Source organism: Streptomyces sp. SAI-127 (genome assembly GCF_029894425.1).
In the GTDB taxonomy this organism is placed as follows: Bacteria; Actinomycetota; Actinomycetes; order Streptomycetales; family Streptomycetaceae; genus Streptomyces.
In genome coordinates, this window is sequence record NZ_JARXYJ010000001.1 from 4,618,638 (window position 1) to 4,644,069 (window position 25,432).

At 70.0% G+C, this 25,432-nt stretch carries 24 protein-coding genes and 1 pseudogene; 15 read left to right on the forward strand and 10 right to left on the reverse strand.

Annotated features, from left to right (window positions below):
* The first annotated feature begins 180 nt into the window (after positions 1-180).
* The 4 genes from M2157_RS21000 (at position 181) to M2157_RS21015 (ending at position 4,281) form a co-directional block, all read left to right on the forward strand.
* A complete protein-coding gene (locus M2157_RS21000; RefSeq protein WP_280863239.1) occupies positions 181-1,197 on the forward strand; it encodes a sugar ABC transporter substrate-binding protein in 1,017 nt (338 codons plus the stop codon).
* A 129-nt stretch (positions 1,198-1,326) separates the two neighbouring features.
* Positions 1,327-2,340 (forward strand): ABC transporter permease, encoded by a 1,014-nt coding sequence (locus M2157_RS21005; protein WP_280863240.1) that lies wholly within the window; start codon positions 1,327-1,329, stop codon positions 2,338-2,340.
* Positions 2,337-3,173: an ATP-binding cassette domain-containing protein gene (locus M2157_RS21010; RefSeq protein WP_280863241.1), complete on the forward strand. Its 837-nt coding sequence runs from the start codon at positions 2,337-2,339 to the stop codon at positions 3,171-3,173. Before M2157_RS21005 ends, M2157_RS21010 begins: the two co-directional genes overlap by 4 nt.
* Before the next feature lie 76 nt (positions 3,174-3,249).
* Complete coding sequence (locus M2157_RS21015) at positions 3,250-4,281, forward strand: LacI family DNA-binding transcriptional regulator (RefSeq protein ID WP_280863242.1); 1,032 nt, start codon at positions 3,250-3,252, stop codon at positions 4,279-4,281.
* 4 nt (positions 4,282-4,285) lie between these two features.
* Here M2157_RS21015 and M2157_RS21020 read toward each other — a convergent pair whose 3' ends face one another.
* Together M2157_RS21020 and M2157_RS21025 are read right to left on the reverse strand one after the other, a co-directional pair.
* Entirely contained in the window at positions 4,286-5,332 is a 1,047-nt protein-coding gene (locus tag M2157_RS21020) for a CU044_5270 family protein (RefSeq protein ID WP_280865943.1), read from the reverse strand.
* Positions 5,329-5,967, reverse strand: coding sequence for an RNA polymerase sigma factor (locus M2157_RS21025; RefSeq protein ID WP_280865944.1), 639 nt, complete (start codon positions 5,965-5,967; stop codon positions 5,329-5,331). The genes M2157_RS21020 and M2157_RS21025 overlap by 4 nt, the downstream gene beginning before the upstream one ends.
* Positions 5,968-6,116: 149 nt before the next feature.
* Between M2157_RS21025 and M2157_RS21030 the strand changes: the two genes are divergently transcribed.
* The 3 genes from M2157_RS21030 (at position 6,117) to M2157_RS21040 (ending at position 9,750) form a co-directional block, all read left to right on the forward strand.
* Positions 6,117-7,457 carry an MFS transporter gene (locus M2157_RS21030; protein WP_280865945.1) on the forward strand — a complete coding sequence of 447 codons (1,341 nt, stop codon included), beginning with the start codon at positions 6,117-6,119 and terminating at the stop codon, positions 7,455-7,457.
* Positions 7,454-8,824 (forward strand): prolyl oligopeptidase family serine peptidase, encoded by a 1,371-nt coding sequence (locus tag M2157_RS21035; protein WP_280865946.1) that lies wholly within the window; start codon positions 7,454-7,456, stop codon positions 8,822-8,824. Before M2157_RS21030 ends, M2157_RS21035 begins: the two co-directional genes overlap by 4 nt.
* Before the next feature lie 62 nt (positions 8,825-8,886).
* A complete protein-coding gene (locus M2157_RS21040) occupies positions 8,887-9,750 on the forward strand; it encodes a PaaX family transcriptional regulator C-terminal domain-containing protein (protein ID WP_280865947.1) in 864 nt (287 codons plus the stop codon).
* Positions 9,751-10,253: 503 nt separating this feature from the next.
* Here M2157_RS21040 and M2157_RS21045 read toward each other — a convergent pair.
* The 5 genes and pseudogenes from M2157_RS21045 to M2157_RS21065 form a co-directional block, all read right to left on the reverse strand.
* Positions 10,254-11,678, reverse strand: a complete 1,425-nt coding sequence (locus tag M2157_RS21045; protein WP_280865948.1) for a HAMP domain-containing sensor histidine kinase — start codon at positions 11,676-11,678, stop codon at positions 10,254-10,256.
* Positions 11,679-12,407 carry a response regulator transcription factor gene (locus M2157_RS21050; RefSeq protein WP_280863249.1) on the reverse strand — a complete coding sequence of 243 codons (729 nt, stop codon included), beginning with the start codon at positions 12,405-12,407 and terminating at the stop codon, positions 11,679-11,681.
* Positions 12,408-12,480: 73 nt separating this feature from the next.
* Positions 12,481-13,086: an FMN reductase gene (locus M2157_RS21055; protein ID WP_280863250.1), complete on the reverse strand. Its 606-nt coding sequence runs from the start codon at positions 13,084-13,086 to the stop codon at positions 12,481-12,483.
* A pseudogene (locus M2157_RS21060) lies at positions 13,083-14,175 on the reverse strand (LLM class flavin-dependent oxidoreductase). The gene M2157_RS21055 and the pseudogene M2157_RS21060 overlap by 4 nt, the downstream one beginning before the upstream one ends.
* Positions 14,176-14,519: 344 nt before the next feature.
* Positions 14,520-15,116 carry a TIGR03086 family metal-binding protein gene (locus M2157_RS21065; protein WP_280865949.1) on the reverse strand — a complete coding sequence of 199 codons (597 nt, stop codon included), beginning with the start codon at positions 15,114-15,116 and terminating at the stop codon, positions 14,520-14,522.
* 79 nt (positions 15,117-15,195) lie between these two features.
* On the opposite strand from M2157_RS21065, the gene M2157_RS21070 reads away from it, so the two are divergent.
* Together M2157_RS21070 and M2157_RS21075 are read left to right on the forward strand one after the other, a co-directional pair.
* Positions 15,196-16,011: a helix-turn-helix domain-containing protein gene (locus M2157_RS21070; RefSeq protein ID WP_280865950.1), complete on the forward strand. Its 816-nt coding sequence runs from the start codon at positions 15,196-15,198 to the stop codon at positions 16,009-16,011.
* 62 nt (positions 16,012-16,073) lie between these two features.
* Entirely contained in the window at positions 16,074-16,409 is a 336-nt protein-coding gene (locus M2157_RS21075) for a YnfA family protein (protein ID WP_057608101.1), read from the forward strand.
* 10 nt (positions 16,410-16,419) lie between these two features.
* Here M2157_RS21075 and M2157_RS21080 read toward each other — a convergent pair whose 3' ends face one another.
* Positions 16,420-16,857: a nuclear transport factor 2 family protein gene (locus tag M2157_RS21080; RefSeq protein ID WP_280863253.1), complete on the reverse strand. Its 438-nt coding sequence runs from the start codon at positions 16,855-16,857 to the stop codon at positions 16,420-16,422.
* A 135-nt stretch (positions 16,858-16,992) separates the two neighbouring features.
* Here M2157_RS21080 and M2157_RS21085 point away from each other — a divergent pair, with 135 nt between their 5' ends.
* From M2157_RS21085 to M2157_RS21095, 3 genes are all read left to right on the forward strand, one after another.
* Positions 16,993-17,769 (forward strand): SDR family NAD(P)-dependent oxidoreductase, encoded by a 777-nt coding sequence (locus M2157_RS21085; protein ID WP_280863254.1) that lies wholly within the window; start codon positions 16,993-16,995, stop codon positions 17,767-17,769.
* Complete coding sequence (locus M2157_RS21090) at positions 17,766-17,891, forward strand: hypothetical protein (RefSeq protein ID WP_263972861.1); 126 nt, start codon at positions 17,766-17,768, stop codon at positions 17,889-17,891. The genes M2157_RS21085 and M2157_RS21090 overlap by 4 nt, the downstream gene beginning before the upstream one ends.
* A gap of 196 nt (positions 17,892-18,087) precedes the next feature.
* The gene (locus tag M2157_RS21095) at positions 18,088-18,888 is read left to right on the forward strand and encodes an LAGLIDADG family homing endonuclease (protein WP_280865951.1); all 801 of its coding nucleotides are present in this window, start codon (positions 18,088-18,090) and stop codon (positions 18,886-18,888) included.
* A 43-nt stretch (positions 18,889-18,931) separates the two neighbouring features.
* Here M2157_RS21095 and M2157_RS21100 read toward each other — a convergent pair whose 3' ends face one another.
* Positions 18,932-20,125: an RtcB family protein gene (locus tag M2157_RS21100; protein ID WP_280865952.1), complete on the reverse strand. Its 1,194-nt coding sequence runs from the start codon at positions 20,123-20,125 to the stop codon at positions 18,932-18,934.
* A 205-nt stretch (positions 20,126-20,330) separates the two neighbouring features.
* Here M2157_RS21100 and M2157_RS21105 point away from each other — a divergent pair, with 205 nt between their 5' ends.
* The 3 genes from M2157_RS21105 (at position 20,331) to M2157_RS21115 (ending at position 23,549) form a co-directional block, all read left to right on the forward strand.
* Positions 20,331-21,152, forward strand: a complete 822-nt coding sequence (locus tag M2157_RS21105) for a DUF3558 domain-containing protein (protein ID WP_280865953.1) — start codon at positions 20,331-20,333, stop codon at positions 21,150-21,152.
* Between the two features lie 133 nt (positions 21,153-21,285).
* The gene (locus tag M2157_RS21110; protein ID WP_280868258.1) at positions 21,286-22,179 is read left to right on the forward strand and encodes a DUF3558 domain-containing protein; all 894 of its coding nucleotides are present in this window, start codon (positions 21,286-21,288) and stop codon (positions 22,177-22,179) included.
* A 104-nt stretch (positions 22,180-22,283) separates the two neighbouring features.
* A complete protein-coding gene (locus tag M2157_RS21115) occupies positions 22,284-23,549 on the forward strand; it encodes a DUF2637 domain-containing protein (protein ID WP_280863258.1) in 1,266 nt (421 codons plus the stop codon).
* A gap of 44 nt (positions 23,550-23,593) precedes the next feature.
* Here M2157_RS21115 and lysS read toward each other — a convergent pair whose 3' ends face one another.
* Complete coding sequence (gene lysS, locus M2157_RS21120) at positions 23,594-25,333, reverse strand: lysine--tRNA ligase (protein ID WP_280863259.1); 1,740 nt, start codon at positions 25,331-25,333, stop codon at positions 23,594-23,596.
* Positions 25,334-25,432: the final 99 nt, after the last annotated feature.

Genomic DNA, 25,432 nt, shown 5'->3' on the forward strand with positions numbered 1-25,432 from the left:
GGCACGAAGCGGGCGCCCGCCGCCACCGTTGCGGACTTGTGACGAGCGCGGGGCATTGACGTTGCCGGGAGACGGGGTCATCATCCTCGGCAGTGTCAACGATGACATAAGTCAACGATGACACCTAGGGGCGGCATGCTCCGATGCCGCCGCTCGCCCGCAATCCCGCTGGAGTCGTTCATGTCTCGCACCCCTCGAGTGCCTTCCTCCCTGCTCAGAGTCGCCGCGTGCACCTCGGTCGCGGCCCTCGCCCTGACGGCCTGCGGTTCCGGCTCCGGATCGGGCTCCACGAGCTCCGGATCGGGCACGGTGAAGGTCGGGCTGATCACCAAGACCGACACCAACCCGTTCTTCGTGAAGATGAAGGAGGGCGCGGAGAAGGCCGCCAAGGAGGACGGCGTCCAGCTCATGACCGCGGCGGGCAAGTTCGACGGAGACAACGCCGGTCAGGTCACCGCCATCGAGAACATGGTCGCCGCCGGTGTGAAGGGCATCCTGATCACCCCGAGCGACTCCAAGGCGATCGTGCCCGCGGTAGCGAAGGCCAAGGCCAAGGGCGTGCTGGTCATCGCCCTGGACACGCCGACCGAGCCGGAGAGCGCGGTCGACGCCCTCTTCGCCACCGACAACCTCAAGGCCGGCGAGCTGATCGGCGAGTACGCCAAGGCCGCGATGAAGGGCAAGACGGCGAAGATCGCCGCCCTCGACCTCGCGCCCGGCGTCTCCGTCGGCGTCCAGCGGCACAACGGGTTCCTCAAGGGCTTCGGCGCCACCGAGAAGGACGTGGCGTGCGCCCAGGACACGGGCGGCGACCAGGCCAAGGGCCAGACGGCGATGGAGAACTGCCTCCAGAAGGAACCCGGCATCAACGTCGTCTACACCATCAACGAGCCGGCCGCCCTGGGCGCGTACACCGCGCTGAAGGCCAAGGGCCGGGAGAAGGACGTGCTGATCGTCTCCGTCGACGGCGGCTGCACCGGCACCCAGGCCGTCAAGGACGGCAAGATCGCGGCCACTTCGCAGCAGTACCCGCTGAAGATGGCCGCCGAGGGCGTCAACGCCGTCGTGACGTACGCCAAGGACGGCAAGAAGGCGTCCGGTTACACCGACACCGGCGTCACCCTGATCACCGACAAGGCCCAGACCGGCGTCACGTCCAAGGACACCGCCTTCGGCCTGGAGAACTGCTGGGGCTGAGTCCGGCTCCAGCGGACGTAACACTTCGCCTCTCCCCCTGAGCGGGGCGGCCGGCCCCGCACCTCCCCGACCCGGGGACGGCCGCCCCCTTGTCCCACCAGGACTTCTGTCTTCCGACAAGGACTTCGCATGACCGCCACGTCCACGCCTCCGAGCACCTCCTCGCCGTACGCCGAGCTCAAAGCGCCGACCACGGCACGCAGGCTGCTCACGGCACCGACCACCGGCCCGCTCGTCGCCCTTCTTCTCGCCTGTGTCTTCTTCGCCGTCTCTTCCGACCAGTTCCTCACCGGCGGGAACTTCTCGCTGATCGTGCAGCAGGTCATGGTCGTCGGCACCCTCGCCATCGGCCAGACCCTGATCATCCTCACCGCGGGCATCGACCTGTCGTGCGGCGCGGTGATGGCGTTCGGCAGCATCGTGATCGCCAAGATGGCCGCCGAGGGCTCACTGCCCCCGCTGGTCGCCATCGCGCTCGGCCTGGTGGTCTGCGGCGGCTTCGGGCTGGTGAACGGGCTGCTGGTGCAGAAGATCCCGCTGCCGCCGTTCATCGTCACGCTCGGCATGCTCAACGTGGCGTTCGCGCTGACCCACATCTACTCCGAGGAGCAGACGGTCACCAACCTGCCCGGCCCGCTGACGGCCCTGGGGCAGACCTTCCCGATGGGCCACACCGACATCACCTACGGCTCCCTCGTCACCATCGCCCTGTTCCTCCTGCTCGCCTACGCGCTGAGCAGCACCGGCTGGGGCCGGCACGTCTACGCCCTGGGCAACAGCCAGGAAGCCGCGCGGCTGAACGGCATCCGCACCTCCCGGCTGACCATCGGCGTCTACACCGTCGCCGGTCTCCTCTACGGCGTCGCCGCCCTGCTCCTCATCTCGCGCACCGGAGTCGGCGACCCGCAGGCCGGACAGACCGACAACCTCGACAGCATCACCGCCGTGGTCCTCGGCGGCACCAGCCTCTTCGGAGGCCGCGGTTCGGTCCTCGGCACCTTCATCGGCGTCCTGATCGTCGGGGTCTTCCGCAACGGGCTCCAGCTGATGGGCGTCGCCTCGATCTACCAGACCCTGATCACCGGAGTCCTGGTCATCCTCGCGGTGACCGTCGACCAGATCTCCCGGAAGAAGGCCCGATGACCGCCATCGCCTCCGCCACCCCCGTCCTCCAGGCCCGCGGTCTCGTCAAGCGCTACGGCCAGGTCGTCGCCATCGACGGTGCCGACTTCGACCTGCTGCCCGGCGAGGTGCTCGCCGTGATCGGCGACAACGGCGCCGGAAAGACCAGCCTCATCAAGGCGCTCACCGGTGCGGTGACGCCCGACGCGGGCGAGATCCGCCTCAACGGCGAACCCATCCAGTTCTCCGGACCGCAAAGTGCCCGCGCCCACGGCATCGAGACGGTCTATCAGGACCTGGCCGTGGCCGCCTCGATGGACATCGCCTCGAACGTGTTCCTCGGCCGCGAGCTGCGCCGGCCCGGTGTCCTCGGCAGTGTCTTCCGCATGCTCGACAAGAAGCGCATGCGCCAGGAGGCCGCCGAGCACATGGCCGACCTGAAGATCGGACTGCGCTCGCTGACCCAGTCGGTCGAGACCCTCTCCGGAGGCCAGCGGCAGGCCGTGGCGGTCGCCCGTTCCGTCGCCTGGGCCCGCAGTGTCGTCGTCATGGACGAACCCACCGCCGCGCTCGGCGTCAAGGAGTCCGGACAGGTCCTCGACCTCATCCGGCGGGTCCGGGACAAGGGCATGCCGGTCGTCCTGATCAGCCACAACATGCCGCACGTCTTCGAGATCGCCGACCGGATCCATGTGCACCGGCTGGGCCGGCGGGCCGCCCTGATCAAGCCCTCCGACTACTCCATGGCGGAGGTCGTCGCCATCATGACCGGCGCGCTCACCGTGGACGAGGCCGGAGGTACTGTCGTAACGGATTCCGAGGCCGCGAAGGCCGCGGGCGTCCAGGCCACCTGACCACAGCACTCGACACTCGACGGCATCCGGCCGAGGCCGCGGCCGGAACCGACGAGCACAGGAGACGGTTTCCTCCATGGCAGCGAACCGCCGCCCGACCCTGGCCGACGTCGCCCGCGAAGTGGGCGTCAGCGCCAAGACGGTCTCCCGCGTTCTCAACGAGGACGGACCCGCGTCGGCCGAGACCAGGGAACAGGTGCTCGCCGCCGTCGCCAAACTCGGCTTCCAGCCGAACCTGATGGCGCGCAACATCCGCGTCGGCGGGCCCGACACCACCATCGGTCTGGTCGTCCCCGACCTCGGCAACCCGTTCTTCGGAGCGGTGGCCCGCAGTATCGAGGACACGGTCCGCGACCGCGGACTGACCCTGCTCATGGGCTCCTCGGCGGACGACCCGGACCGGGAACGCGCCCTGACGGACAAGTTCCTCGCCCGCCGCGTCAGCATCCTGCTGGTCGTGCCGTCCGTCGGCGCCGACCACTCCCACCTCAAGACCCACCGCGCCACGGGGCTGCCCGTCGTGTTCATCGACCGTCCCGGAGTGGGCCTGGCCGCCGACAGCGTCGTCAGCTCCAACCGCACCGGCGCCCACGACGGTGTCGCCCATCTGATCGCCCACGGCCACCGGCGGATCGGCTTCGTCGGCGACCTGCCGGTCAAGCTCTACACCCGCCGTGAGCGCTTCGCCGGATACCGCGAGGCCCTCGAGCGGGCCGGCCTGCCGTACGACCGTTCCCTGGTCACCAACGCCCATGACCAGCAGGGGGCTTCAGCCGCGACCTCCCGGCTGCTCGGCCTGGCCGATCCCCCCACGGCCCTGTTCGCCGGCAACAACATCGTCGCCCTGGGGATAGTGGCCGAACTCGCCCGCAGCAGACGCAAGGACGTCGCCGTCGTCTCCTTCGACGACGTCGCGCTCGCCGAGGCGCTCGAACCGGCGCTGACCGTCGTCGCCCAGGCCCCCGAGGAGATCGGCAGAACGGCGGCGACGACGGCGCTGTCCCGCCTCGACGGCGACCGCACCCGGGCCCGGACCATCACCGTGCCGACGCGGCTGATCGTGCGCGGCTCGGGCGAGCGGCCCGCCCCGGAGCTGCAGCGGGCCTGACCCGTCAGCCCGCCTGCCCCGGCACCTCCTTCATCTCGTTCACGACCGCCCGCTGAGTGATCGCGATCGTGAAGGTCACGGTGCCCTTCTTGAAGGTCTCGCTCGGCTCGACCTGCACATTGCGCTCGCCGAGGAACGCGTACGTCTTCTTGTCGAAGATCCACTCCGTGCGCTGCCCGCTCTGCTCGTCGAGCCGCGCGATCGCGACCCCGTGGCGCCCCACCGCGTCGACCGCGTCGTCCACCGCGACGACGCCGGGGATCTCGGCGGCGGCCTTGTAGAGCGCGGCGGTGAGGTTCGCGGGCGGGTAGCTCTCGGTCAGCAGGTCGCCGATGGCGACGAAGGCGGCCTGGTCGCGGGGGACTTCGGGGTCCCGGTCGGCGTCCGACTCCTGGTAGATCTTCCGCAGCAGGGCCCCGGGTTCGGTGGGCAGCTGGGTGAGCCGGTGGTAGGCGGAGGTGAGCGGGTTCGGTCCGGCCAGGGTGATGCCGTCCTCGCTCGTGTTGCCCGGCTCGATCAGCCAGCCGTTCCTGCCGTCGGGGGACTGCCAGACCTGGCGGGAGTGCAGCTTCTCGCTGACCACCGTGGTCTTGTCGTCGACCGTCTTCGGATAGGTGCTGGCGACCTTGGAGGCGATGTAGAGGAACTGGTCGTCGCGCACGGCGTGTTCGGAGGTGTCGGCGGCGGCCAGGGAGATGTGGTCGAGCAGCCGGTCGGCACCCTGGGCGTCGGCGGCGCCGATGCGGGTCGTCAGGGCGGGCCCGGTGGCCAGGGAGGTGTTCGCGTCATCGCCGCCGGTCAGGGCGAGGCCGCCCACGACCGCGCCGGCCAGGGCGCAGGCCAGCGCGGGCAGCAGGACCGCCCGGCGCAGGAACGCGTTGCGGCGTACGGGGGCGACAGCGGTGGTACGGAGGTCTTCGCGGATCTGGACCATCATCTGCTCCTTGTGGAACTGGTGGCGGCCCGCCGGCAGATCCCGCTCCACGGAGGGCAGAAGACCCTGGGTCTCCGTCCACTCGGCCGGGTGCGGCTGGGAGGGGGTGGCGTTCATCGGTTTCCTTCCTGTGCGGACCGGATCACGTAGTCGCGATCACCTGTTATCTGCCGGTTCGATGGGATGAGTTCCCGTCTTTTTCTTGCCAGTTCGACCTCGGCGAGCTTGCGCAGCCTGCCGCGCGCCCGGGACAGCCGGGAGCGGACGGTGCCGACGGGGATGCCGAGGGCGCGGGCGGCGTCGGCGTACTCCAGCCCCTCCCACAGACACAGCACCAGGACCTCGCGTTCGGGGCGCCTCAGCGTGCCGAGCGCGGTCAGCGTGGCGGCGATCCGGCGCCGGTCGTCCACCCGCCCGGCGGTCTCCTCGGCATGGTCGGCGACCTCGGCCATCCCCGCTCCGGCCGCCGCGCCGGCCGCGGCCCGGTAGCGGCGGTTGCTGCGGTAGTGGGACCGGGCGACGTTCGTGGCGATGCCGAGCAGCCAGGGCCGCAGCGAGCCCCCGTCGGCCTCGATCGACGTCCGGCGCCGCCAGGCCTCCATGAACGTCGCCGACATGACGTCCTCGGCCACGGACCAGTCGGCGGTCAGCCGGAAGGCGTGGTTGTACACCGAGCGGGCGCACTCGTCGTAGAGCTCCGCGAAGGCGTCCGGATTCCCGGCCCGTATCCGGGTTCGCATATCTGTGGTCACGCACTCAACTGCCCGACGGGATCACCGAGTTCCAGTGACACACGTCACACTCCCCCATCACTCCCCTGTCAATGTTGTGCACTTTATTGACGGCAGTCACCAGACAGCCTAATTTCACGGTGTCCTTCCCCCGCTCAAGGGAGCCCGCGATGCCCCCGTCCCCCACCGCATCAGAACGCACCCGCCAACTCCGCCGAGTCGCCCTCTCCGGACTGCTCGGCACCGCCGTCGAGTTCTACGACTTCCTCGTCTACGGCACCGTCGCCGCCCTGGTCTTCGGCGAACTGTTCTTCCCCGGCGCCGACCCCGCCGTGGGCACGATCGCCGCGTTCGGCACCTTCGCCGCCGGATATGTGGCCCGCCCGATCGGCGGCATCGTCTTCGGGCACTTCGGCGACCGCCTCGGCCGCAAGAACATGCTGCTGCTCACCATGGGTCTGATGGGCGGCGCCAGTTTCCTCATCGGCCTGCTGCCCACGTACGACACCATCGGCGTCTGGGCGCCGGTCCTGCTGATCACCCTGCGCGTGGTCCAGGGCATCGCCATCGGCGGTGAATGGGGCGGCGCGACCCTGATGGTCGTGGAGCACGCGGGCGAGCGCCGCCGCGGCCTGTGGTCGAGCTTCACGCAGATGGGAGCCCCTCTCGGCTCCCTGATCTCCGCCGCTGTGGTCGCCCTGGTCTCCACCCTCCCCAAGGACCAGTTCGCGGCCTGGGGCTGGCGCGTGCCGTTCCTGCTGAGCGTGCTGCTGCTCGGCGTCGGCCTGTTCGTCCGTCTCAAGGTGGTCGAGAGCCCGCTGTTCGCCGAGGTGAAGAAGGACCGCGCCGAGTCGAGGCTCCCCATCCTCGACGTCCTGCGCCGCCCACGCCCGGTGCTGCTGGCCTGCTGCGTCGGCATCGGCGCCTTCACCGCGCAGTCCCTGCTGACCAGTTACCTGATCTCGTACGCCACCGGCATCGGCTACGCCCGGCCGCAGGTGCTCACCGCACTCACCGTCTCCGCCGCGGTCGCCCTGGTCGTGCTGCCCTGCGCCTCCATGCTCTCCGACCGGATCGGCCGCCGCCCGGTCGTCCTCACCGGCGCGATCCTGTCCGCCGCCACCGCCTTCCCCGTCCTCGCACTGGTCGACTCCAAGTCGTCGGGGGCCCTGATCCTGGCCGTGGTCATCGGCCACGGCATCTCCCAGTCGCTGATGTACGGCCCGCTGGGCGCCCTGTTCAGCGAGATGTTCGGCACCAAGGTCCGCTACACCGGCGCCTCGCTCGGCTACCAGGGCGCCACGCTGGTCGGCGCCGGCTTCTCCCCGATGATCGCCGGCAGCCTGGTCGCGAGCAGCGGCAACGGCACCCCGGTCGCCCTCCTGCTGTGCGGCGGCTCGCTGATCACCGCGCTGACCGTGTGGTTCGTCCGTGAGACGAGCCGTACGTCCCTGACCGACCCCGCTTCCGAACTCCCCACCCCCGCCCGCACGGAGGAGATCACCGCATGAGGCACGGCACCCGCATCGCCTGCGCGACGGCGCTTCTGCTCACCCTGACCGCCGCACCCGCGGCGACGGCCACCACCGACACCACCACCCACGTGGACGGCCAACTTCCCTCCGGCGCCACGTACATGATGGACGTCCCCACCAACTGGAACGGCACCGTCCTCCTGTTCAGCCACGGCTACAACGCGGGCCCCGCCAACCCCGCCCAGGACGCTCCGGACGCGGCCACCAAGCCCCTTCTCCTCCAGCAGGGTTACGCCCTCATCGGCTCCTCGTACGCGTCCACCGGCTGGGCGGTCACCGACGCGGTCCCCGACCAGATGGCCACCCTGAAGGCCTTCACCACCCGCTTCGGGCAGGCCTCCCGCACCCTCGCCTGGGGACGGTCGTACGGCGGCCTGGTCACCACGGCGATCGCCGAGCGCCACCCGGACGCGATCGACGGCTCGCTCTCCATGTGCGGCCTGGTCCACGGCGGAGTCGCCAACTGGAACAACACCCTCGACCCGGTGTTCGCCCTCAAGACGCTCCTCGGCTCCGACGTCCCCCTGGTGAACCTCCCGAGCCAGCAGGCCGCCACCGACGCGGCGAACACCCTCACCGAAAGGGTCGACTCCGCCCAGTCGACGGCCGAGGGCCGGGCCCGGATCGCCCTCGCCGCCGCCCTCCACAACATCCCGGTCTGGAACGCGACCACCCAGACCCGCCCCGCCGCGACCGACTGGGACGCCCAGCAGGCCAACCAGTACGACGCCGTCAAGGGCCTGCTGAAGATCGCCGCCTTCAACCGGCGCCAGGAGGCCGAGGTCCGGGCGGGCGGCAACATGTCCTGGAACACCGGCGTCGACTACACGCGACTGCTCGGCCGGTCCTCCGTCCGCAAGGAGGTCACCGAGCTCTACAAGAAGGCCGGCCTCTCCCTGGGCAAGGACCTCGCCGCCCTCAACCGCGCCCCGCGCGTCACCGCGGACCCGTCCGCCGTCGCCTGGATGAGCGGCACGAGTTCCTTCACCGGCCGCCTGGCCAAGCCCCAGCTCTCCGTCCACACGATCGGCGACCCCCTGGTCCCCGTCCAGACGGAGAGTGCCCTGCGCCGTGCGGTGTCCGCCGCGGGCTCCGCTCCCCTGCTCCGCCAGGCGTACGTCGACAACGCCGGCCACTGCACCTTCAGCCCCGCCGAACAACTGGCCGCGCTCCACACCCTGGAGGACCGCCTGACCACCGGCAGCTGGCAGGGCACCGACCCGGCGTCCCTCAACGCCCGCGCCACCGCGGCCGACCCCACCACCCCCACCCGCTACGTCTCGTACCGCCCCACCCCCTACCTCCGCCCGTACGACCTCGCGCACCCCGCCGACGGCCGGTGACCTCCCACGACCTTCCACGACCGCCCGCCGTGCCGTCGGCGGGCGGTCGTACCCTTGCCCCCGTGGAGGACGACGACATCCTGGACACCGCGGACGGGCCGCAGCCGCGCCCGCAGTCGCTCATGCTCACCTTCTTCGGCAACCACGTCCTGGAGGAGGGGGACCTGGGCGTCTACTCGGGCAGCATCATCGACGTCCTGGGCCGCGTGGGCGTGGGCGAGCAGGCCGTGCGTTCCACCCTCACCCGCATGGTCAACCGGGGTCTGCTCCAGCGTCAGCGCGAGGGCCGCAAGATGTTCTTCGGCCTGACCCCGCAGGCCACCCGTGTCCTCATCGACGGCCGCACCCGCATCTGGAAGCAGGGCGCCGTCAACGACGACTGGGACGGCTCCTGGACCCTGCTCGGCTTCTCCCTGCCCGACTCCTGGAAACGCCAGCGCCACGACCTGCGCTCACGGCTCACCTGGTCGGGATTCGGGGCCCTGTACAGCGGCCTGTGGATCGCCCCCGGCCACGTGGACGTCTCCGCCGTGGTCACCGAGCTCGGCCTCACGGCCCACGTCAAGATCTTCCACGCCCAGGCCTCGGAGGTGACCGACATCGAGCGGATGATCCGCGAGACCTGGGACCTGGAGTCCATCGCGGCCCACTACGTCACCTTCGACAAGCGCTGGAGCGTAAACTTGGGCAACGGCGCCGACGACGACCCCATCGGCACCCGTCTGCGCCTGGTCAGCGAGTGGCTCCGGACCATCCGCACGGACCCGAGACTCCCGGCCCGCCACCTCCCCCCGGCCTGGCCGGCCCGCACCGCCCAGGAGACCTTCCACCGGGTCGCGGAACAGACCCACCCGGCCCTGGAGGCGGCCCGAGCAACTCTGGAAACGACACCACTGCGCTGCGCTGGGCTTGGGCAGGGCGCCTGAGGGGGTGCCGGGACGGGTTGTCGTGCGAGTGCGGGTGCGTTGTGGCTGGTCGCGCAGTTCCCCGCGCCCCTGGGGAGTTGCAGTCACCCACGCCACGACGGACCGATCACCACCTCGCCCACACGACGGACCCAGCACCGCACCCCGCCCCACGACGGGCCGTCAGCCGTACGGCGCGCCTCGACGGGCCGCTCGCCGCACCCCGCCCCACGACGGGCCGTCGGCCGTACGGCGCGCCTCGACGGGCCGTTGGCCGCGTACGGCGGCAAGGGGACGGGGTGGGGGGTGTCCGCCCGCAGCGGCCGGCGTCCGTCACCGAGCCCTGCTCAAGAGGCCGAGCCGCCGGGCCGAGGACGGACACCCCCCACCTCGGCCCCGACCCAACCACCGAACCGAACCGCGCTACACCCGCCCCCACCGAGGCCGCAGCTGCGCCGCAGGCATCAGGGGCGCGGGGAACCGCGCACAACGCCCGCCCCCACCGAACCCGCACCCGAAAACGCTCAACCGCCGGAGGCATCCCCGCCCACGGTGAAGCCGATCACCGTCCCGCCCCCCTCCCGGGGAAACGCGAACGGCGCGCCCCCGTGCGACAGCGCCACCTCCCGCACGATCGACAACCCCAGGCCCGACCCCGGCAACGACCGCGCGTCCGCCGCCCGGTAGAACCGGTCGAACACCCGCACAAGATCGGCGTCGGCGATCCCCGGGCCCCGGTCCAGCACCTCCACCCGCACCGGCCCGGCCAACGTGAACCCGGACACCGAGATCTCGATCGGAGCGGTGCCGTCGCGGTCGAACTTCGCCGCGTTCTCGACGAGGTTCGACAGGGCCCGCTGCAGCATCCCCGGCCGCCCGTCCGTCACCGTCGACCCGCTGGCGTGCACCACGACCTCCCGCCCGATCCGCCGCCGGGCCAGCCCCGCCACGTCCTCCGCGACATCGGCGAGGTCCACCCGCTGCGGCGGCTCGTTGTCCGACTGTCCCGCCGCGAGGTCGACCAGCTCGTTGACCAGGTCGGTCAACTCCCTTGCCTCCTGCGAGAGATCGGCGACCAGCTCGTCGCGGGTGGCGGGCGGCAGTTCGTCGATCCGCCGCAGCAGCGAGATGTTCGTACGCAACGACGTGAGCGGCGTCCGAAGCTCGTGCCCCGCGTCCTGCACCAGCCGCCGCTGATCCTCCTCCGACTGCGCGAGCCGCCCCAGCATCCGGTCGAAGGCCCGCCCCAGCCGCCCCACCTCGTCATAACCGGTGACCGGCACCTCGATGCCCAGCCGCCGGGTCCGGGCCACGTCCTCCGCGGCGGACGTGAGGATCACCAGCCGCCGGGTGATCCGCCGGGCCAGCCACCATCCGAACAACCCGGCGCCCACCACGACCGCCACCATGAGCAGAAACGTCCGCTGCTGAAGCGCCCGCAACAGATCCTCGGTGTCACTGAACTCCTGGGCGACCTGCACGGCGCCCCGCCCGCCACCCAGCGAGACGGTGGCGATCCGGTACACGTCGCTGCCGACCGAGACCTCCTTGTGCAGGACCATCCGCCCGGCCCCACCGGCGGCCGCGACCCGCCGGTCCCCGGAGATCACCGGCAGCCCGGGCCGCCCGGGATCGGCGACCGCCCCGGTGGGCCCCAGCACCTGCACGTCCGTACGGGCGGGACGCACCAGGTCGTGCCCGGGCGCCGAGGACGAGAAGTCCTCCGGTGTCATCCGGTGCTGGCTCACCTCGTCGCGGAGGTCCTGCACGACCTGGTCGAACACGGACTCCTGGTCCACCCGCACCAGCCGCGCGGCGGCGCTGTAGGACAGCACACCGACCAGCACGGTCACCGCGGCCGTCACCGCGGCGAAGGACACCGCGAACGTGGTCCGCAGGGACAGCAGCCGGGGCCGCGGCCGGGCCCACAGCCGAGCCAGCCGCCCCACTCAGTCCTCCCGGAGCACGTAACCCACGCCGCGCACCGTGTGGATCAGCTGCGGGGCACCGGGGTCGTCGAGCTTGCGGCGCAGATAGCCGACGTAGACGGCGAGGTTCTTGGAGCCGGGCCCGAAGTCGTAGCCCCAGATGCGGTCGTAGATCGTCGAATGATCGAGCACGATGCCCGCGTTCCGCACGAGCAGTTCGAGCAGCTCGAACTCGGTACGGGTCAGCTCCAGCTCGCGCGTCCCCCGCCAGGCCCGCCGTGCCTGGATGTCCATGCGCAGTCCGGCCGCCTCGATCCGCCCCTCGGGCGGTACGGCCGCGGGAGCCTTCGCCACCGTGCCCGCCGCCGGGGCCATCCCGTCCGGGCTGGTCCGCCGCAGCAAGGCCCTCAGCCGGGCGAAGACCTCCTCGACGTCGAACGGCTTGACCACATAGTCGTCGGCGCCCGCGTCCAGACCGGCGATCCGGTCCTGGGTCTCCACGAGCGCCGTCAGCATGAGGATCGGCGTCCGGTCGCCCTCGGCGCGCAGCACCCGGCAGACCTGGAGTCCGTCGATCCCGGGCATCATCACGTCGAGGACGAGCACGTCCGGCGGCGTCTTGTGGGCCTGCGCCAGCGCCTCGACGCCGTCGGCGACCGCGGTGACCTGGTAGCCCTCCAGGGTCAGGGCGCGCTCCAGGGCGTGACGGATGGCGCGGTCGTCTTCGGCGAGCAGCACATTTTGGGGCACACCCTCAGTGTGCCGTCCCGCCGAGTCGTACGACGTGATGAGCTGCTCACCTCGTGCCCTTCTTACTGCCCTCTCACCCCGTGGCACGCAACGCGGCGAGCTGCTGCTCGAACGGCACCACCGCCGAGAACGAGTCGGCCCGGGCCGCACGCGGCCCGCGTCCGACCGACAGTCCCGCCATCAGCGCGGCCAGTTCCCCGGCCGCCCGCTCGATCCGTCCGTCCAGCCCCTCGGCACCCCAGTCCTCCGACGCGGCGTACACCCCGGTCGGCACGACGACGGCCTTCAGATAGGCGAAGAGCGGCCGCAGCGCGTGCTCCAGCACCAGCGAATGCCGGGCCGAGCCACCGGTCGCCGCGATCAGCACCGGCTTGCCCTCCAGGGCCTCCGGCTCGAGCACGTCGAAGAACGACTTGAAGAGTCCGCTGTACGACGCCGAGAACACCGGGGTCACCACGATCAGTCCGTCGGCCCCGGCCACCGCCTCCTGCGCGGCGGCCAGCGCCCGTCCCGGAAAGCCGTTCGTGAAGTTCTGCGCGATCTCCACGGCGAGTTCCCGCAACTCCACGACCTGCACGTCCACCTCGGCCGCACGACCCACGGCCGCGGCGAGCCGGTCTCCCAGCAGACGGGTGGACGACGGGACGCTCAGGCCCGCGGACACGACGACGAGCTTCATGCGACGACCTCCTTGTTCTGCTCGGCGGCCAGCAGGGACGCGTGGGTGGGAGCCTCCGGGACGTCCGCGGGCCGCCCCGCCGCGAACTCCTTGCGGAGCACCGGTACGACCTCCTCGCCGAGCAGGTCGATCTGCTCCAGGACGGTCTTCAGGGGCAGTCCGGCGTGGTCGAGGAGGAACAGCTGGCGCTGGTAGTCCCCGGCGTACTCGCGGAACTTCAGCGTCTTCTCGATGACCTGCTCCGGGGAGCCGACGGTCAGCGGGGTCTGGTCGGTGAAGTCCTCCAGGGAGGGCCCGTGCCCGTACACCGGCGCGACGTCGAAGTACGGCCGGAACTCCTTCACCGCGTCCTGGGAGTTGCGGCGCATGAACACCTGACCGCCGAGGCCCACGATCGCCTGCTCGGCCGTCCCGTGCCCGTAGTGGGCGTACCGGGCCCGGTACAGCTCGACCATCCTCTTGGTGTGGTCGGCCGGCCAGAAGATGTTGTTGTGGAAGAACCCGTCGCCGTAGAAGGCGGCCTGCTCGGCGATCTCCGGGGAGCGGATGGAGCCGTGCCAGACGAACGGCGCGACGCCGTCGAGCGGCCGGGGCGTGGACGTGAAGCCCTGGAGCGGCGTACGGAACTTGCCCTCCCAGTTCACGACGTCCTCGCGCCACAGCCGGCGCAACAGGGCGTAGTTCTCGATCGCGAGGTTGATGCCCTCGCGGATGTCCTGTCCGAACCAGGGGTAGACCGGCCCGCGTGTTCCCGCGGCCCATCATGAGGTCGACCCGGCCGTCGGCCAGGTGCTGGAGCATCGCGAAGTCCTCGGCGATCTTCACCGGGTCGTTCGTGGTGATCAGCGTGGTCGAGGTGGAGAGGATCAGCCTCTCGGTCTGCGCGGCGATGTACCCGAGCATGGTGGTCGGCGACGACGGCACGAACGGGGGGTTGTGGTGCTCGCCGGTCGCGAAGACGTCGAGCCCGACCTCCTCGGCCTTCAGGGCGATCGCGACCATGGCCTTGATCCGCTCACGCTCACTCGGCGTACGGCCGGTCGTCGGGTCCGGCGTGACATCGCCGACGCTGAAGATCCCGAACTGCATGGTCGCTCACCCTCCAGGTTGTTTACCGTTCAACTATAACTGCGTACCCGGAGAACGACACCCCACGCCGACCTATTCCCGAACAGAACCCCACGGCCCGAGCACAACCCGACGCCCTCGCCCTGCGGCCCCACCGACCCCATCCCACCCACCCACCAGCCGCCCCACCCTCACTCCGCACCCCGGCCCGCTGCCCCCCCACCCCGCTGACCCACGATCACCATCACCCCAACCCCCGAGCCGCCACCACTCCAACCGGCCGGCCCTCACAAGCCCGACCCCCTCCGAGTTCCTAGCCCCCGTCGCGCCACAACCCCGCACCCCCACCCCGACCGCCCCGCACCTCACCCCCAGCGAGGATCCCGCCCCGTCCCCGCCAGCAGCCGCTCGAACGCCGACGCGTTCTCGCCCACCGGCACCGGCTCCCCGAACATCCCCATCTTCCGAGCCGTGGGCGCCAGTTGAGCCACCGCGGCCATCAGCTCCGCCACGACCGCCTCGTCGGCCGGCCCGTACTCCTGTCCCGTCGCCCGTGCCAGGTCCCACACATGCAACGTCAGATCGAGCAGCGCCATCGAGCCGACCAGCCGCGCCGGCATGTCCATCGCCCCGGTCGTGCCCTCCTCCGCGCCGGGCGCGGACCAGGCCGACACCAGCCGGTCCGCCTCCCGCGCGAGCCGCTCCCGCCAGTCCGGGCCCTCCGCCACCCGGTCCGGGGTGGCCTCGCCGAACTCCGAGGGCTCCTTCACGGCCAGCCGCTGGAACTGCACGATCACCTGGAAGACATGGTTGACCAGCGCCTTCACGTCGTACTCCGCACAGGGCGTCGCAGCCCCGAGTGCCGCGTCCGGGATCCCCCGGAACACCGGAACCGCCCGCTCCCGGGCCATCCCCAGCAGCTCACCGATGCCGTACGTCTTCTTCACCGCGTTCGTGTCCATGCCCCGACCGTACGAAGACCGCAGCCCGCCCTTCTTGAAGAAACGCGACGCCCGACTGACCCGGACGTACGATCCCCTCATGGCCGCCCCCCGCCGAGACACCCGCGGGATCGTCGACCCGGCCGGGCTGCTGACCCGGGTGAGGTTCCGCCGCCACGAGCCCGCCGAGCCGCTGCGCCGGTACATCGAGCGGTACTGGTTCATCGACTGGGACCTGCCCGAGCCCTACGCCTCCCACGTCGTCCCGCACCCCTCCGTCCACCTCACCTTCCAGCAGGACGAGGGGTCGCCCTACGCCGAGCTGACGGGCATCCCCGACGGCCTCTACACCAGGAAGCTCACCGGCCGGGGCCGGGTCTGCGGAGTGAAGTTCCGCCCCGGCGGGTTCCGGCCGTACGCCCCCGAGCACCCGGTGTCCCACTGGACGGGCGAGACGCTCGCCGCCCGGGACGTGTTCCCGCAGATCACGACGGACACCGCCAGCGAGGTCGTGGCCCCCGCCACCGACGAGGCCCGCGTCGCCGCCCTCGACGCCTTCCTCCTCCCCCTCACCCCGGCCGAACCCGACCCGCAGGCCGACCTCGCCACGGCCCTCGTCGACCGCGTCCACGACGACCGCACCGTCCGCCGCGTCGACGACTTCGCACACACGGCAGGACTCTCGGTACGAGCGCTGCAACGCCTCTTCTCCGCCTACGTCGGCGTGAGCCCGAAGTGGGTCATCCTCCGCTACCGCATCCACGAGGCCCTCGAGCTCGCCGGCACCCGCAGCGAGGTCGACTGGGCCACCCTCGCCGCCGACCTCGGCTACGCCGACCAGGCCCATCTGGTCCGGGACTTCACGGCGACGATCGGGGTCCCGCCGACGGCGTACGCACAAGCGACCGCGGGCTGACCTGAAAAGAAGTCCTTGAGGTGACACCGGTGCCCGCGGACGGGCATGCGAGGCTGATCCCCATGCTCGTAGCCCGGTCCGCCGCCCTCTTCGTCGTCGCCGCCCTCTTCGAGATCGGCGGAGCGTGGCTGGTCTGGCAGGGCGTACGGGAGCACCGGGGCTGGATGTGGACCGCGGGCGGCATCCTCGCCCTCGGCGCCTATGGCTTCGTCGCCACCTTCCAGCCCGACGCCCACTTCGGCCGCATCCTCGCCGCGTACGGCGGCATCTTCGTGGCCGGGTCCATCCTGTGGGGCATGGCGGCCGACGGCTACCGCCCGGACCGCTGGGACATCACGGGCGCACTCATCTGCCTCGCGGGCATGGCGGTCATCATGTACGCCCCGCGGGGCGACTGAGCGGCCGTACTCAGGACGTCTCGTCGTCGGGCAGCAGCCCCAGCTGCCCCAGGAACTCCATCTCGTCGAAGTAGAGCCGGTAGTCCACGATCCGCCCGTCCTTCACCGTGGCGATGTCCACCCCACGGATCCTGACCTCCTTCTGCGTCGCCGGGAGCGTCTCCCCGGTGGGCAGCTGGATCGGCCCGGTGTTGCGTCCGCTGAAGAAGCCCTCGTCGATGGCCGTGTCCCCGGCCTCGTAGGCGTGCAGCGTCTCGAACGTGGCCTCGGGCACCGCCTCCGTCATCTGCCGCCAGTACTCGACGATGTTGTCGCGACCGCGGACCTCGCCCTCGTCGGGGGTCTGCGCGACCGCGTCCTCCGCGTACAGCTCGGCGATGACCTTCAGGTCCGGGTGCGTGGTGAGCGCATCGGTGAGCCGGTCCATGACCTCACGCGCTTCTCCCATGATCCACCTCCGTATGTCAGGGGATCACCCACCTCAATCTTCGCACCGGCCCGCGATCCGGACCGCCCGGAGCGTCGGACCGCGGCCCACCTATCCTGGCGGGAGCCCGTACCCACGCACGCCCGAGGAGCAGCCATGGCATCCGCCGCCCCGTCCCCCGCGTCCCGGATCGCGATCGTCACCGGGGCGAGCAGCGGAATCGGCGCGGCGACCGCGCGGCAGCTCGCCGCGGCCGGCTACCGCGTGGTCCTGACCGCCCGCCGCAAGGACCGTATCGAGGCGCTGGCGGAGGAGATCAACGCGGCGGGCCACCAGGCGACGGCCTACCAGCTGGACGTGACGGACCGGCCCGCGGTCGACGAGTTCGCCTCCGCCTTCAAGACGGTCGGCGTGCTCGTGAACAACGCCGGCGGAGCCCTCGGCGCCGACCCGGTCGCCACCGGCGATCCCGCCGACTGGCGCTCGATGTACGAAACGAACGTCATCGGCACCCTGAACCTCACCCAGGCCCTGCTCCCCAAGCTCGACGCGAGCGGCGACGGCACGGTCGTCGTCGTCTCCTCCACGGCGGGCCACGGCACCTACGAGGGCGGCGCGGGCTATGTCGCCGCCAAGCACGGCGCCCACGTCCTGGCGGAGACCCTCCGCCTGGAGATCGTCGGCCGCCCCATCCGCGTGATCGAGATCGCGCCCGGCATGGTCAAGACCGACGAGTTCGCCCTGACCCGCTTCGGCGGCGACCAGGAGAAGGCGGAGAAGGTCTACCAGGGCGTCGCGGAGCCACTGACCGCCGACGACGTGGCCGACACCATCGCCTGGGCGGTGACCCGCCCCAGCCACGTCAACGTCGACCTCCTGGTCCTGCGCCCCCGCGCCCAGGCGTCCAACACGAAGCTCCACCGCGAACTGTGACCCGGGACGAGAAGGACCCGCACGACGAACGCCAGATGTGGTGGTGGCTCGCCTACTTCCTCTTCGGCATCCACATCGTGGCCTTCGTCATGATCTACGCGGTGATGCACGCCCCGAAGTGAGCGGAAACTGAAGCGCGGTCACCCAGAGGGATGAACCTCTTCGATCACCCGAACGCCCCCTGAACTGGCGTCCTAGGCTCAAGCCACAACATCAACACGACGGCCCTCGTCCGGGCGGCAACCCGGCCGAGGGCCTGACCGACAAGGAAGTAGGCGCTTCCCTGTGGCTGAATGCGAGCCTAACGCCCCCCAGTTCATGGACCTGAGGGTCCCCGAGTACGCGTACATGTTCGGCTTCTTGCAGGCGGACGGACATCTGTCTCAACAGTCCCGGCAGCGGGGACGGTTGACCGTCGAGATCAACGCACGGGATGTCGATCTCCTGCGCAGGTTCCAGACGCTGACGCCGTACAACAGCAGCATCACAGAGCGCACCCGCTCCACGAACTTCGCCGAGATCCACACCTCGGCTACCTGGACCCTGTGCTCCCTCGAAGCCAGGACCAAGCTCAACGAACTCGGCCTGCCCTACGGCCGCAAGTCGAAGACGATCGCCCCGCCCAGCGTCGAGGTCTCACATCGCGATTATTTGCGAGGCCTCATCGACGCCGATGGTTCGGTGGGTTACACCGCCAAGGGCTTCCCCTTCGTCTCCCTCGCCACCGCCAGCACTTCCATCGGCACGCGTCTGAGCGAATACGCGCGGGAGATCACCGGCGCCGAACGGATCCTCAAGCGCAACGCACGGGATGGGATCTACAACGTGCTCTACGCGATGGAGACGGCCCAGAAGCTGGCCGCCCATCTCTATTACCCCGGTTGCCTGTCCCTGGAGCGCAAGCTGACAGCAGCCAATGCCCTCGCCACCTGGGTTCGCCCTGCGAGCATGCGGGTCGCCCACACGCGGCAGCGTTGGAACGAGCACGAGGACCAGGTCCTGCTGGAGCTCAACAGCCCGAAGGCAGCCGCCGAAGTGCTGGGCAGAACCACCCAGAGCTGCAATCTCCGCCTCTGGCGTCTGCGCAACGGCCTGGCTCCTCGGCCAAGCGATCGATGACCCACTGAGTAAGGCCTCCGGTCTCCGCCGGAGGCCTTTTGCCTCAGCCCTTCACACAGATGAACTGCTTCAGCTTCGCCACGACCTCTACGAGATCGCGCTGCTGCTCCATCACCTGGTCGATGTTCTTGTAGGCACCCGGGATCTCGTCCACGACACCGGAGTCCTTGCGGCACTCCACGCCCCGCGTCTGCTCCTCCAGATCGCGCGTCGAGAACCGCCTCTTGGCAGCGTTCCGGCTCATACGCCGACCCGCCCCGTGGGAAGCTGAGTTGAAGGCCTTCTCGTTTCCGAGCCCCTTCACGATGTACGAACTAGTGCCCATCGAGCCGGGAATGATCCCGTACTCACCGGAGCCCGCACGGATCGCTCCCTTACGAGTGACCAGCAGGTCCATGCCCTCGTAGCGCTCCTCCATCACGTAGTTGTGGTGGCAGGAGATCTCCGTCTCGAAGGTCGGCTTCGCCTTCTTGAACTCCTTGCGGACCACGTCCTTCAGGAGCGCCATCATGATCGTGCGGTTGTACTTGGCGTACTCCTGGGCCCAGTACAGGTCATTTCGGTACTCCGCCATCTGAGGAGTGTCCGAGACGAAGACGGCGAGATCGCGGTCGACCAGGCCCTGATTGTGCGGCAGCTTCTGGGCGACCCCAATGTGATACTCCGCCAGTTCCTTGCCGATGTTCCGGGAACCGGAGTGCAGCGTGAGCCATACCGAACCCTCGGAATCGAACAGCAGTTCGATATAGTGATTTCCCCCGCCGAGCGTCCCCATCTGCTTCGCCGCCCGCTCCCCACGAAACTTCACCGCATCAGCGACCCCATCGAACCGCCCCCAGAAGTCGTCCCACCCCGCAGTACCCAACCCATGGAACCGCCCCGGCTCGACGGGACTGTCATGCATCCCCCGCCCCACCGGAATCGCCTGCTCGATCTTCGACCGCAGCCGGGACAGATCCCCCGGCAGATCGTTCGCCGTCAGAGACGTCTTCACCGCAGACATTCCGCAGCCGATGTCCACGCCCACCGCCGCCGGGCACACCGCGCCCTGCATGGCGATCACGGACCCGACCGTCGCGCCCTTGCCGTAGTGGACGTCCGGCATCACCGCGAGGCCCTTGATCCAGGGCAGGGTCGCGACGTTGCGCAGCTGCTGCAGGGCCACGTCCTCGACCGTCGCCGGGTCGGTCCACATACGGATCGGGACCTTGGCGCCCGGCATCTCCACGTACGACATATCGTCCTCATTCCCCCGGAAAACAAACAGAAGTATCGAATAGCAAAACCGGTGCCAAGGTCGACGAATGGGATGACGGACCGGCGTTCACGGCAGTGCGTGCGATACACATTGTCTCCAGGGCGCACCCAGTTGCGGCAAGCGAATAACCTGCGGGGACACTGAGTTCCCCACGAGTCGGAGACATTCCGAGAGGAGCCCCACCGTGCAGCGGAAGGCCTACGTACCCGGCGTCGCCGCTCTCCTCGCGGCGCTGTTGGCCGGCTGCACCGGCAGTTCGGGCGGTGGCGGCCCGACGGACGACGCCAATCCGGGCGCCGCCGGCACCGCCTCCCCCGCCGCGCAGCCCGGCAAGTACCGCACTCTCCCCGAGCCGTGTGGCGTGGTCGGCCAGAGCAGCCTCGACGCGCTCCTGCCCGGCATCCAGCAGATCGCCGACGAGGATCAGCGCGCCAAGGCCTACGAGGGCCAGGCCACGCTCACCTACGACACGGACCGCAAGGTCGGCTGCCGTTGGAAGGTGGAAGGCACGGACTCCACGGAGTACCTGGCGGTCGACTTCGAGCGTGTGGTGTCGTACGACAACGCGGTCAGCGACGACAGTCAGGCGGAGCAGCTCTTCGCGCAGACCGAGTTGAAGGCCGATCTGCCGGTTGCGGCGACGTCGAGCGCCACGTCGGACGTGGAGGAGTCCGGCACCGCCGGTCCGACGGCCTCCCCTACGGCCACCGCGAGTGGTTCCGCGAGTCCGAGCGGTTCGGCCTCGGCCTCGGCCACTCCGACCGATCTGCAGCCCCGCGTTCTGGACGATCTGGGCGACGAGGCGTTCCTGGACGACGTGTTGAGCAACTCGGGTTCGACGGCTCAGCAGCGCAAGGTGACTGTGGCGTTCCGCACGTCCAACGTGATCGTGACCATCGAGTACGAGGAGCAGCCGACGACGATCGGCGTCACTCCGGACAGCAAGGAAATGCAGGACAACGCCCGGAAACTGGCCTCTCAGCTGGCCGGGTCGCTGTCCGGCTGAGCGCTCTCCACACACCCCTCACCCGCGCGCACAGGACATTCGAAGCTGGACCGCACGGCATCCTCACCGCGTACCGTGGCCCCTCGGACCCGATCCGACGGCAGGAACCACAAGCGTCATGAGTGAAGGAACCATGCAGCGACGAGCAGAGCGTGACCAAGGTGCCCAGCGAGCGAAGCGTCTTCACCGCGTCCTTGTCTGCGCGGCCGCAGTCCCCGTGATGCTGATCGCCTCTGGCTGCTCCTCCGACTCCGGCTCCGGCGACTCCGGCTCCGGCAGCGGTGGCGAGAAGGCCGCGGGCGCCGGTGCGACGGTGTCGGCCTCCGAGAGCGCGGCTCCCACGGTGCAGGCGGCGGCGTACAAGTCGCTTCCCGAGGCGTGCGACGTGCTGTCGAAGAAGACGCTGGAGTCGCTCGTCCCGGAGGCTCCGAAGTCCGGCAAGAAGGGCACGGCGGAGGCGGGTACGCGCGGCAGTTGCTCCTGGAGCAGCCTGGACAACAACGGTGTGAAGGGCTCGCAGTTCCGCTGGCTCAACGTCTCGCTGCTCCGCTTCGAGTCGGACACCTCGCGCGGTACCGGCGAGGCGCAGGCGCAGAAGTATTACGACCAGCAGATCCAGGACGCCCAGTCGGTGGCCGGTGCGAAGAACACCAAGTCGCAGCCGGTTTCCGGCACGGGTGACGCGGCGACGCTGGTGCGTTACGACCTGAAGAAGAAGGAAGGCGCCTTCAAGCAGCAGACGGTCGTCACGCGCGTGGAGAACGTCGTCGTCACCGTCGACTACAACGGCGCGGGTCTCGCCGGTGACAAGGCGCCGAGTGCGGACACCCTCGCGAAGCTCGCGGGGCAGGCCGCCAAGGAGACGGTGAGGGCGGTGTCGGCGGCGAACGGCGAGGGTGCTGCGACCCCGGCCCCGTCGGACTCCGCCTCGGGTTCGAAGGCCCCGTCGAAGTCGGCGTCTCCGTCCCAGTCCGCGTCGCCGTCGAAGTCGGCCTCCCCGTCCAAGTCGGCCGCGAAGACGAGCTGAAGAAGAACTGACGGTACGTACCGGTCACCCGTGCGCAGCACACATGTGCCACTCTGTTGCGCGCAACAACATGCACAGGGAGGGGAGTACGGGTGTCCGCGCCCATGCAGCTGACTCGAATGCACCGCATTCTCATAGGCGTGGTCGTGTTCGGCGCCGTGATCATCGCCGGCATCGGCTTCGCGGGGTCGTACGCGGCCGTCCGTGAGCTCGCCATCCAAAAGGGCTTCGGGAACTTCAGTTATGTCTTCCCGATCGGCATCGACGCGGGTATCTGTGTCCTGCTCGCCCTGGACCTGCTTCTGACGTGGATCCGCATCCCGTTCCCGCTGCTGCGCCAGACGGCGTGGCTCCTGACGGCCGCGACGATCGCCTTCAACGGCGCGGCGGCCTGGCCGGATCCGCTGGGTGTGGGCATGCACGCGGTGATCCCGATCCTGTTCGTGGTGTCGGTGGAGGCTGCCCGTCACGCGATCGGCCGGATCGCGGACATCACGGCGGACAAGCACATGGAGGGGGTCCGCCTCACCCGCTGGCTCCTGTCCCCCATCCCCACGTTTCTCCTGTGGCGCCGTATGAAGCTGTGGGAGCTGCGCTCCTACGAGCAGGTCATCAAGCTCGAGCAGGACCGGCTGGTTTACCAGGCCCGCCTCCACTCCCGCTTCGGCCGGGCCTGGCGCAGGAAGGCGCCGGTGGAGTCCCTGATGCCGTTGCGCCTGGCCCGCTACGGCGTCCCGCTGGCGGAGACGGCTCCGGCGGGCCTGGCAGCGGCGGGAATCGAACCGGCCCTGCTCCCGCCGGCGCCCCAGGCGGTCGCGGGCAGTGTCGCCGGGGCGGCTTCCGAACCGCAGCGGGCGGCGGCTCCGGGCGAGCAGCGCCTGGAGCTGAACGGCAACCCGCAGCCGCCGCAGGCCGAGACCGCGCCCGACCCCGAGTCGAGCCCCTGGTTCGAGGCACCCCAGCAGATCGAGTACCAGGGCGGCTACAACCCCAACTACGACCCCGCCGAGCAGTACGAGCGCTGGTACGAGGAACAACTCGAGGCAGAGCAGTACGCGTTGCAGCAGATCCAGTACGAGGAGCCCCCCAGGGAGCCCTCGATGGAGGAGACCGGCAGCTTCCCGATCCCGGTGACCACTGGCCGCACCCGTGAACTGGGCGAGGGCGGCGGTACTCCGGAGCCGACCGAGGAGGACTTCTACCAGGTCTTCAAGAAGTCGATCGACGGCAGCTATCCCTCCCCCGGCCAGCTCAGGGGAGACGTGGAGGCGACCTACGGCGTCACGCTCCCGCAGCGCGAGGCCGAGCGCATGGTCAAGCGATTCACCAACCGCCACACGGCGGAACTGCAGGAAGACCACATCGCATAGCGAAGGGGCCCTCGCCGAAAGCGAGGGCCCCTTGCCGTCACCGTCTACTCCCCGAGCAGCGCCCGGACCCGCTCCTGTCCCACGGCCAGCAGCAGCGTGGGCAGCCGGGGCCCGGTGTCCCGGGAGACCAGCAGCTGGTACAGCAGGGCGAAGAACGCCCGCTGAGAGGTCTTGATCTCGGCCGGCAGCTCCTTGGGCGTGGCGTCCGCGGAGAACCCGGCCTGCACCTTGGGCACGCCGTACACGAGGTGGGTGAGCCCGTCGAGCGACCAGTGCGAGGCCAGCCCGTCCAGCAGCAGTCGTAGCGACTGCTGGGAGGCCTCGTCGAGGGACTTCAGCAGCTCGGCGTCGGGCTCGCCGCGCACGATGGTCCGCTGGTCGGCGGGCACCTGGGTGTTGATCCAGGCCTCGGCCTTGTCGTACCGGGGCCGGGCTTCGTCCAGCGCCGAGAGCGGGTTGTCGGGGTCCAGCTCGCTGAGGATCCGCAACGCCTGGTCCTCGTGGCCCGCGGTGATGTCGGCGACGGACGCGAGCGTCCGGTACGGCAGCACGCGCGCCGTCCGGGGCAGCTCACCGCCGGCGGTCCGCACCGCACGGGAGTGCCCGGCGACATCGCCCGGCAGGGCGGCCCCCTCGGCGACCTTGGCGTCCAGCTTGTCCCACTCGTCGTAGAGCCGCTGGATCTCCTGGTCGAAGGCGATCTTGAAGGACTGGTTGGGCCTGCGGCGGGCGTAGAGCCACCGCAGGAGCTGCGGCTCCATGATCTTCAGCGCGTCACCCGGTGTGGGCACCCCGCCCCGGGAGGACGACATCTTGGCCATCCCGGAGATCCCGACGAACGCGTACATCGGCCCGATCGGCTGCTTCCCGCCGAAGATCCCGACGATCTGCCCGCCGACCTGGAAGGACGACCCGGGAGAGGAGTGGTCGACACCGGAGGGCTCGAAGACGACACCCTCGTACGCCCACCGCATCGGCCAGTCGACCTTCCAGACCAGCTTGCCGCGGTTGAACTCGTTCAGCCGGACGGTCTCGGAGAACCCGCAGGCGTTGCAGGTGTACGACAGCTCGGTCGTGGCGTCGTCGTAGGAGGTGACGGTGGTGAGGTCCTTCTCGCAGTTGCCGCAGTAGGGCTTGTACGGGAAGTAGCCGGCGGACCCGGAGGACCCGTCGTCCTCGGCGGCCGCGCCGGACCCCTCGGCGGCCTCGACCTCGGCCTCGTCCACCGGCTTCTGCTGCTTCTTGGCCGGGGCCTTCTTGGTCCGGTACTGGTCGAGGATCGCGTCGATGTCCCCGCGGTGTGCCATCGCGTGCAGGATCTGCTCGCGGTAGACGCCCGAGGTGTACTGCGCGGTCTGGCTGATCCCGTCGAACTCGACGCCGAGCTCGGCCAGCGCGTCGACCATGGCGGCCTTGAAGTGCTCGGCCCAGTTCGGGTGTGCGGACCCCCTGGGCGCGGGCACGGAGGTCAGCGGCTTGCCGATGTGCTCGCCCCACGACTCGTCGACGCCCGCGACGCCCGCCGGCACCTTGCGGTACCGGTCGTAGTCGTCCCAGGAGATGAGGTGGCGCACCTGGTGTCCCCGGCGCCGGATCTCGTCGGCGACGAGGTGGGGGGTCATGACCTCGCGGAGGTTCCCCAGGTGGATGGGGCCGGACGGGGAGAGCCCAGAGGCGACGACCACGGGTTTGCCGGGGGCCCGACGCTCCGACTCCTCGATGACCTCATCCGCGAAACGGGAGACCCAGTCGGTGGTCTCGGTGCTCTGAGCCACGATCGGCACGTCCTCTTTAACTGAAGTACTGAAGGTTTGATGGACGCCCCATTCTCCCAGACAGCCCCGCGCCGGAGAAAACCGCTTTACCCCCCGTGGGATACTGAC

What these genes read in the sequence shown, in the direction of transcription:
- M2157_RS21010 (WP_280863241.1), top strand. Translation starts at nt 2,337, where the DNA reads ATGACCGCCATCGCCTCCGCCACCCCCGTCCTCCAGGCCCGCGGTCTC.
- M2157_RS21115 (WP_280863258.1), top strand. Translation starts at nt 22,284, where the DNA reads ATGCAGCTGACTCGAATGCACCGCATTCTCATAGGCGTGGTCGTGTTC.
- M2157_RS21020 (WP_280865943.1), bottom strand. Translation starts at nt 5,332, where the DNA reads ATGAACGCCACCCCCTCCCAGCCGCACCCGGCCGAGTGGACGGAGACC.
- M2157_RS21070 (WP_280865950.1), top strand. Translation starts at nt 15,196, where the DNA reads ATGGCCGCCCCCCGCCGAGACACCCGCGGGATCGTCGACCCGGCCGGG.
- M2157_RS21055 (WP_280863250.1), bottom strand. Translation starts at nt 13,086, where the DNA reads ATGAAGCTCGTCGTCGTGTCCGCGGGCCTGAGCGTCCCGTCGTCCACC.
- M2157_RS21005 (WP_280863240.1), top strand. Translation starts at nt 1,327, where the DNA reads ATGACCGCCACGTCCACGCCTCCGAGCACCTCCTCGCCGTACGCCGAG.
- M2157_RS21085 (WP_280863254.1), top strand. Translation starts at nt 16,993, where the DNA reads ATGGCATCCGCCGCCCCGTCCCCCGCGTCCCGGATCGCGATCGTCACC.
- M2157_RS21000 (WP_280863239.1), top strand. Translation starts at nt 181, where the DNA reads ATGTCTCGCACCCCTCGAGTGCCTTCCTCCCTGCTCAGAGTCGCCGCG.
- M2157_RS21095 (WP_280865951.1), top strand. Translation starts at nt 18,088, where the DNA reads ATGGACCTGAGGGTCCCCGAGTACGCGTACATGTTCGGCTTCTTGCAG.
- M2157_RS21030 (WP_280865945.1), top strand. Translation starts at nt 6,117, where the DNA reads ATGCCCCCGTCCCCCACCGCATCAGAACGCACCCGCCAACTCCGCCGA.
- M2157_RS21100 (WP_280865952.1), bottom strand. Translation starts at nt 20,125, where the DNA reads ATGTCGTACGTGGAGATGCCGGGCGCCAAGGTCCCGATCCGTATGTGG.
- M2157_RS21075 (WP_057608101.1), top strand. Translation starts at nt 16,074, where the DNA reads ATGCTCGTAGCCCGGTCCGCCGCCCTCTTCGTCGTCGCCGCCCTCTTC.
- M2157_RS21015 (WP_280863242.1), top strand. Translation starts at nt 3,250, where the DNA reads ATGGCAGCGAACCGCCGCCCGACCCTGGCCGACGTCGCCCGCGAAGTG.
- M2157_RS21080 (WP_280863253.1), bottom strand. Translation starts at nt 16,857, where the DNA reads ATGGGAGAAGCGCGTGAGGTCATGGACCGGCTCACCGATGCGCTCACC.
- M2157_RS21110 (WP_280868258.1), top strand. Translation starts at nt 21,286, where the DNA reads ATGCAGCGACGAGCAGAGCGTGACCAAGGTGCCCAGCGAGCGAAGCGT.
- M2157_RS21035 (WP_280865946.1), top strand. Translation starts at nt 7,454, where the DNA reads ATGAGGCACGGCACCCGCATCGCCTGCGCGACGGCGCTTCTGCTCACC.
- M2157_RS21065 (WP_280865949.1), bottom strand. Translation starts at nt 15,116, where the DNA reads ATGGACACGAACGCGGTGAAGAAGACGTACGGCATCGGTGAGCTGCTG.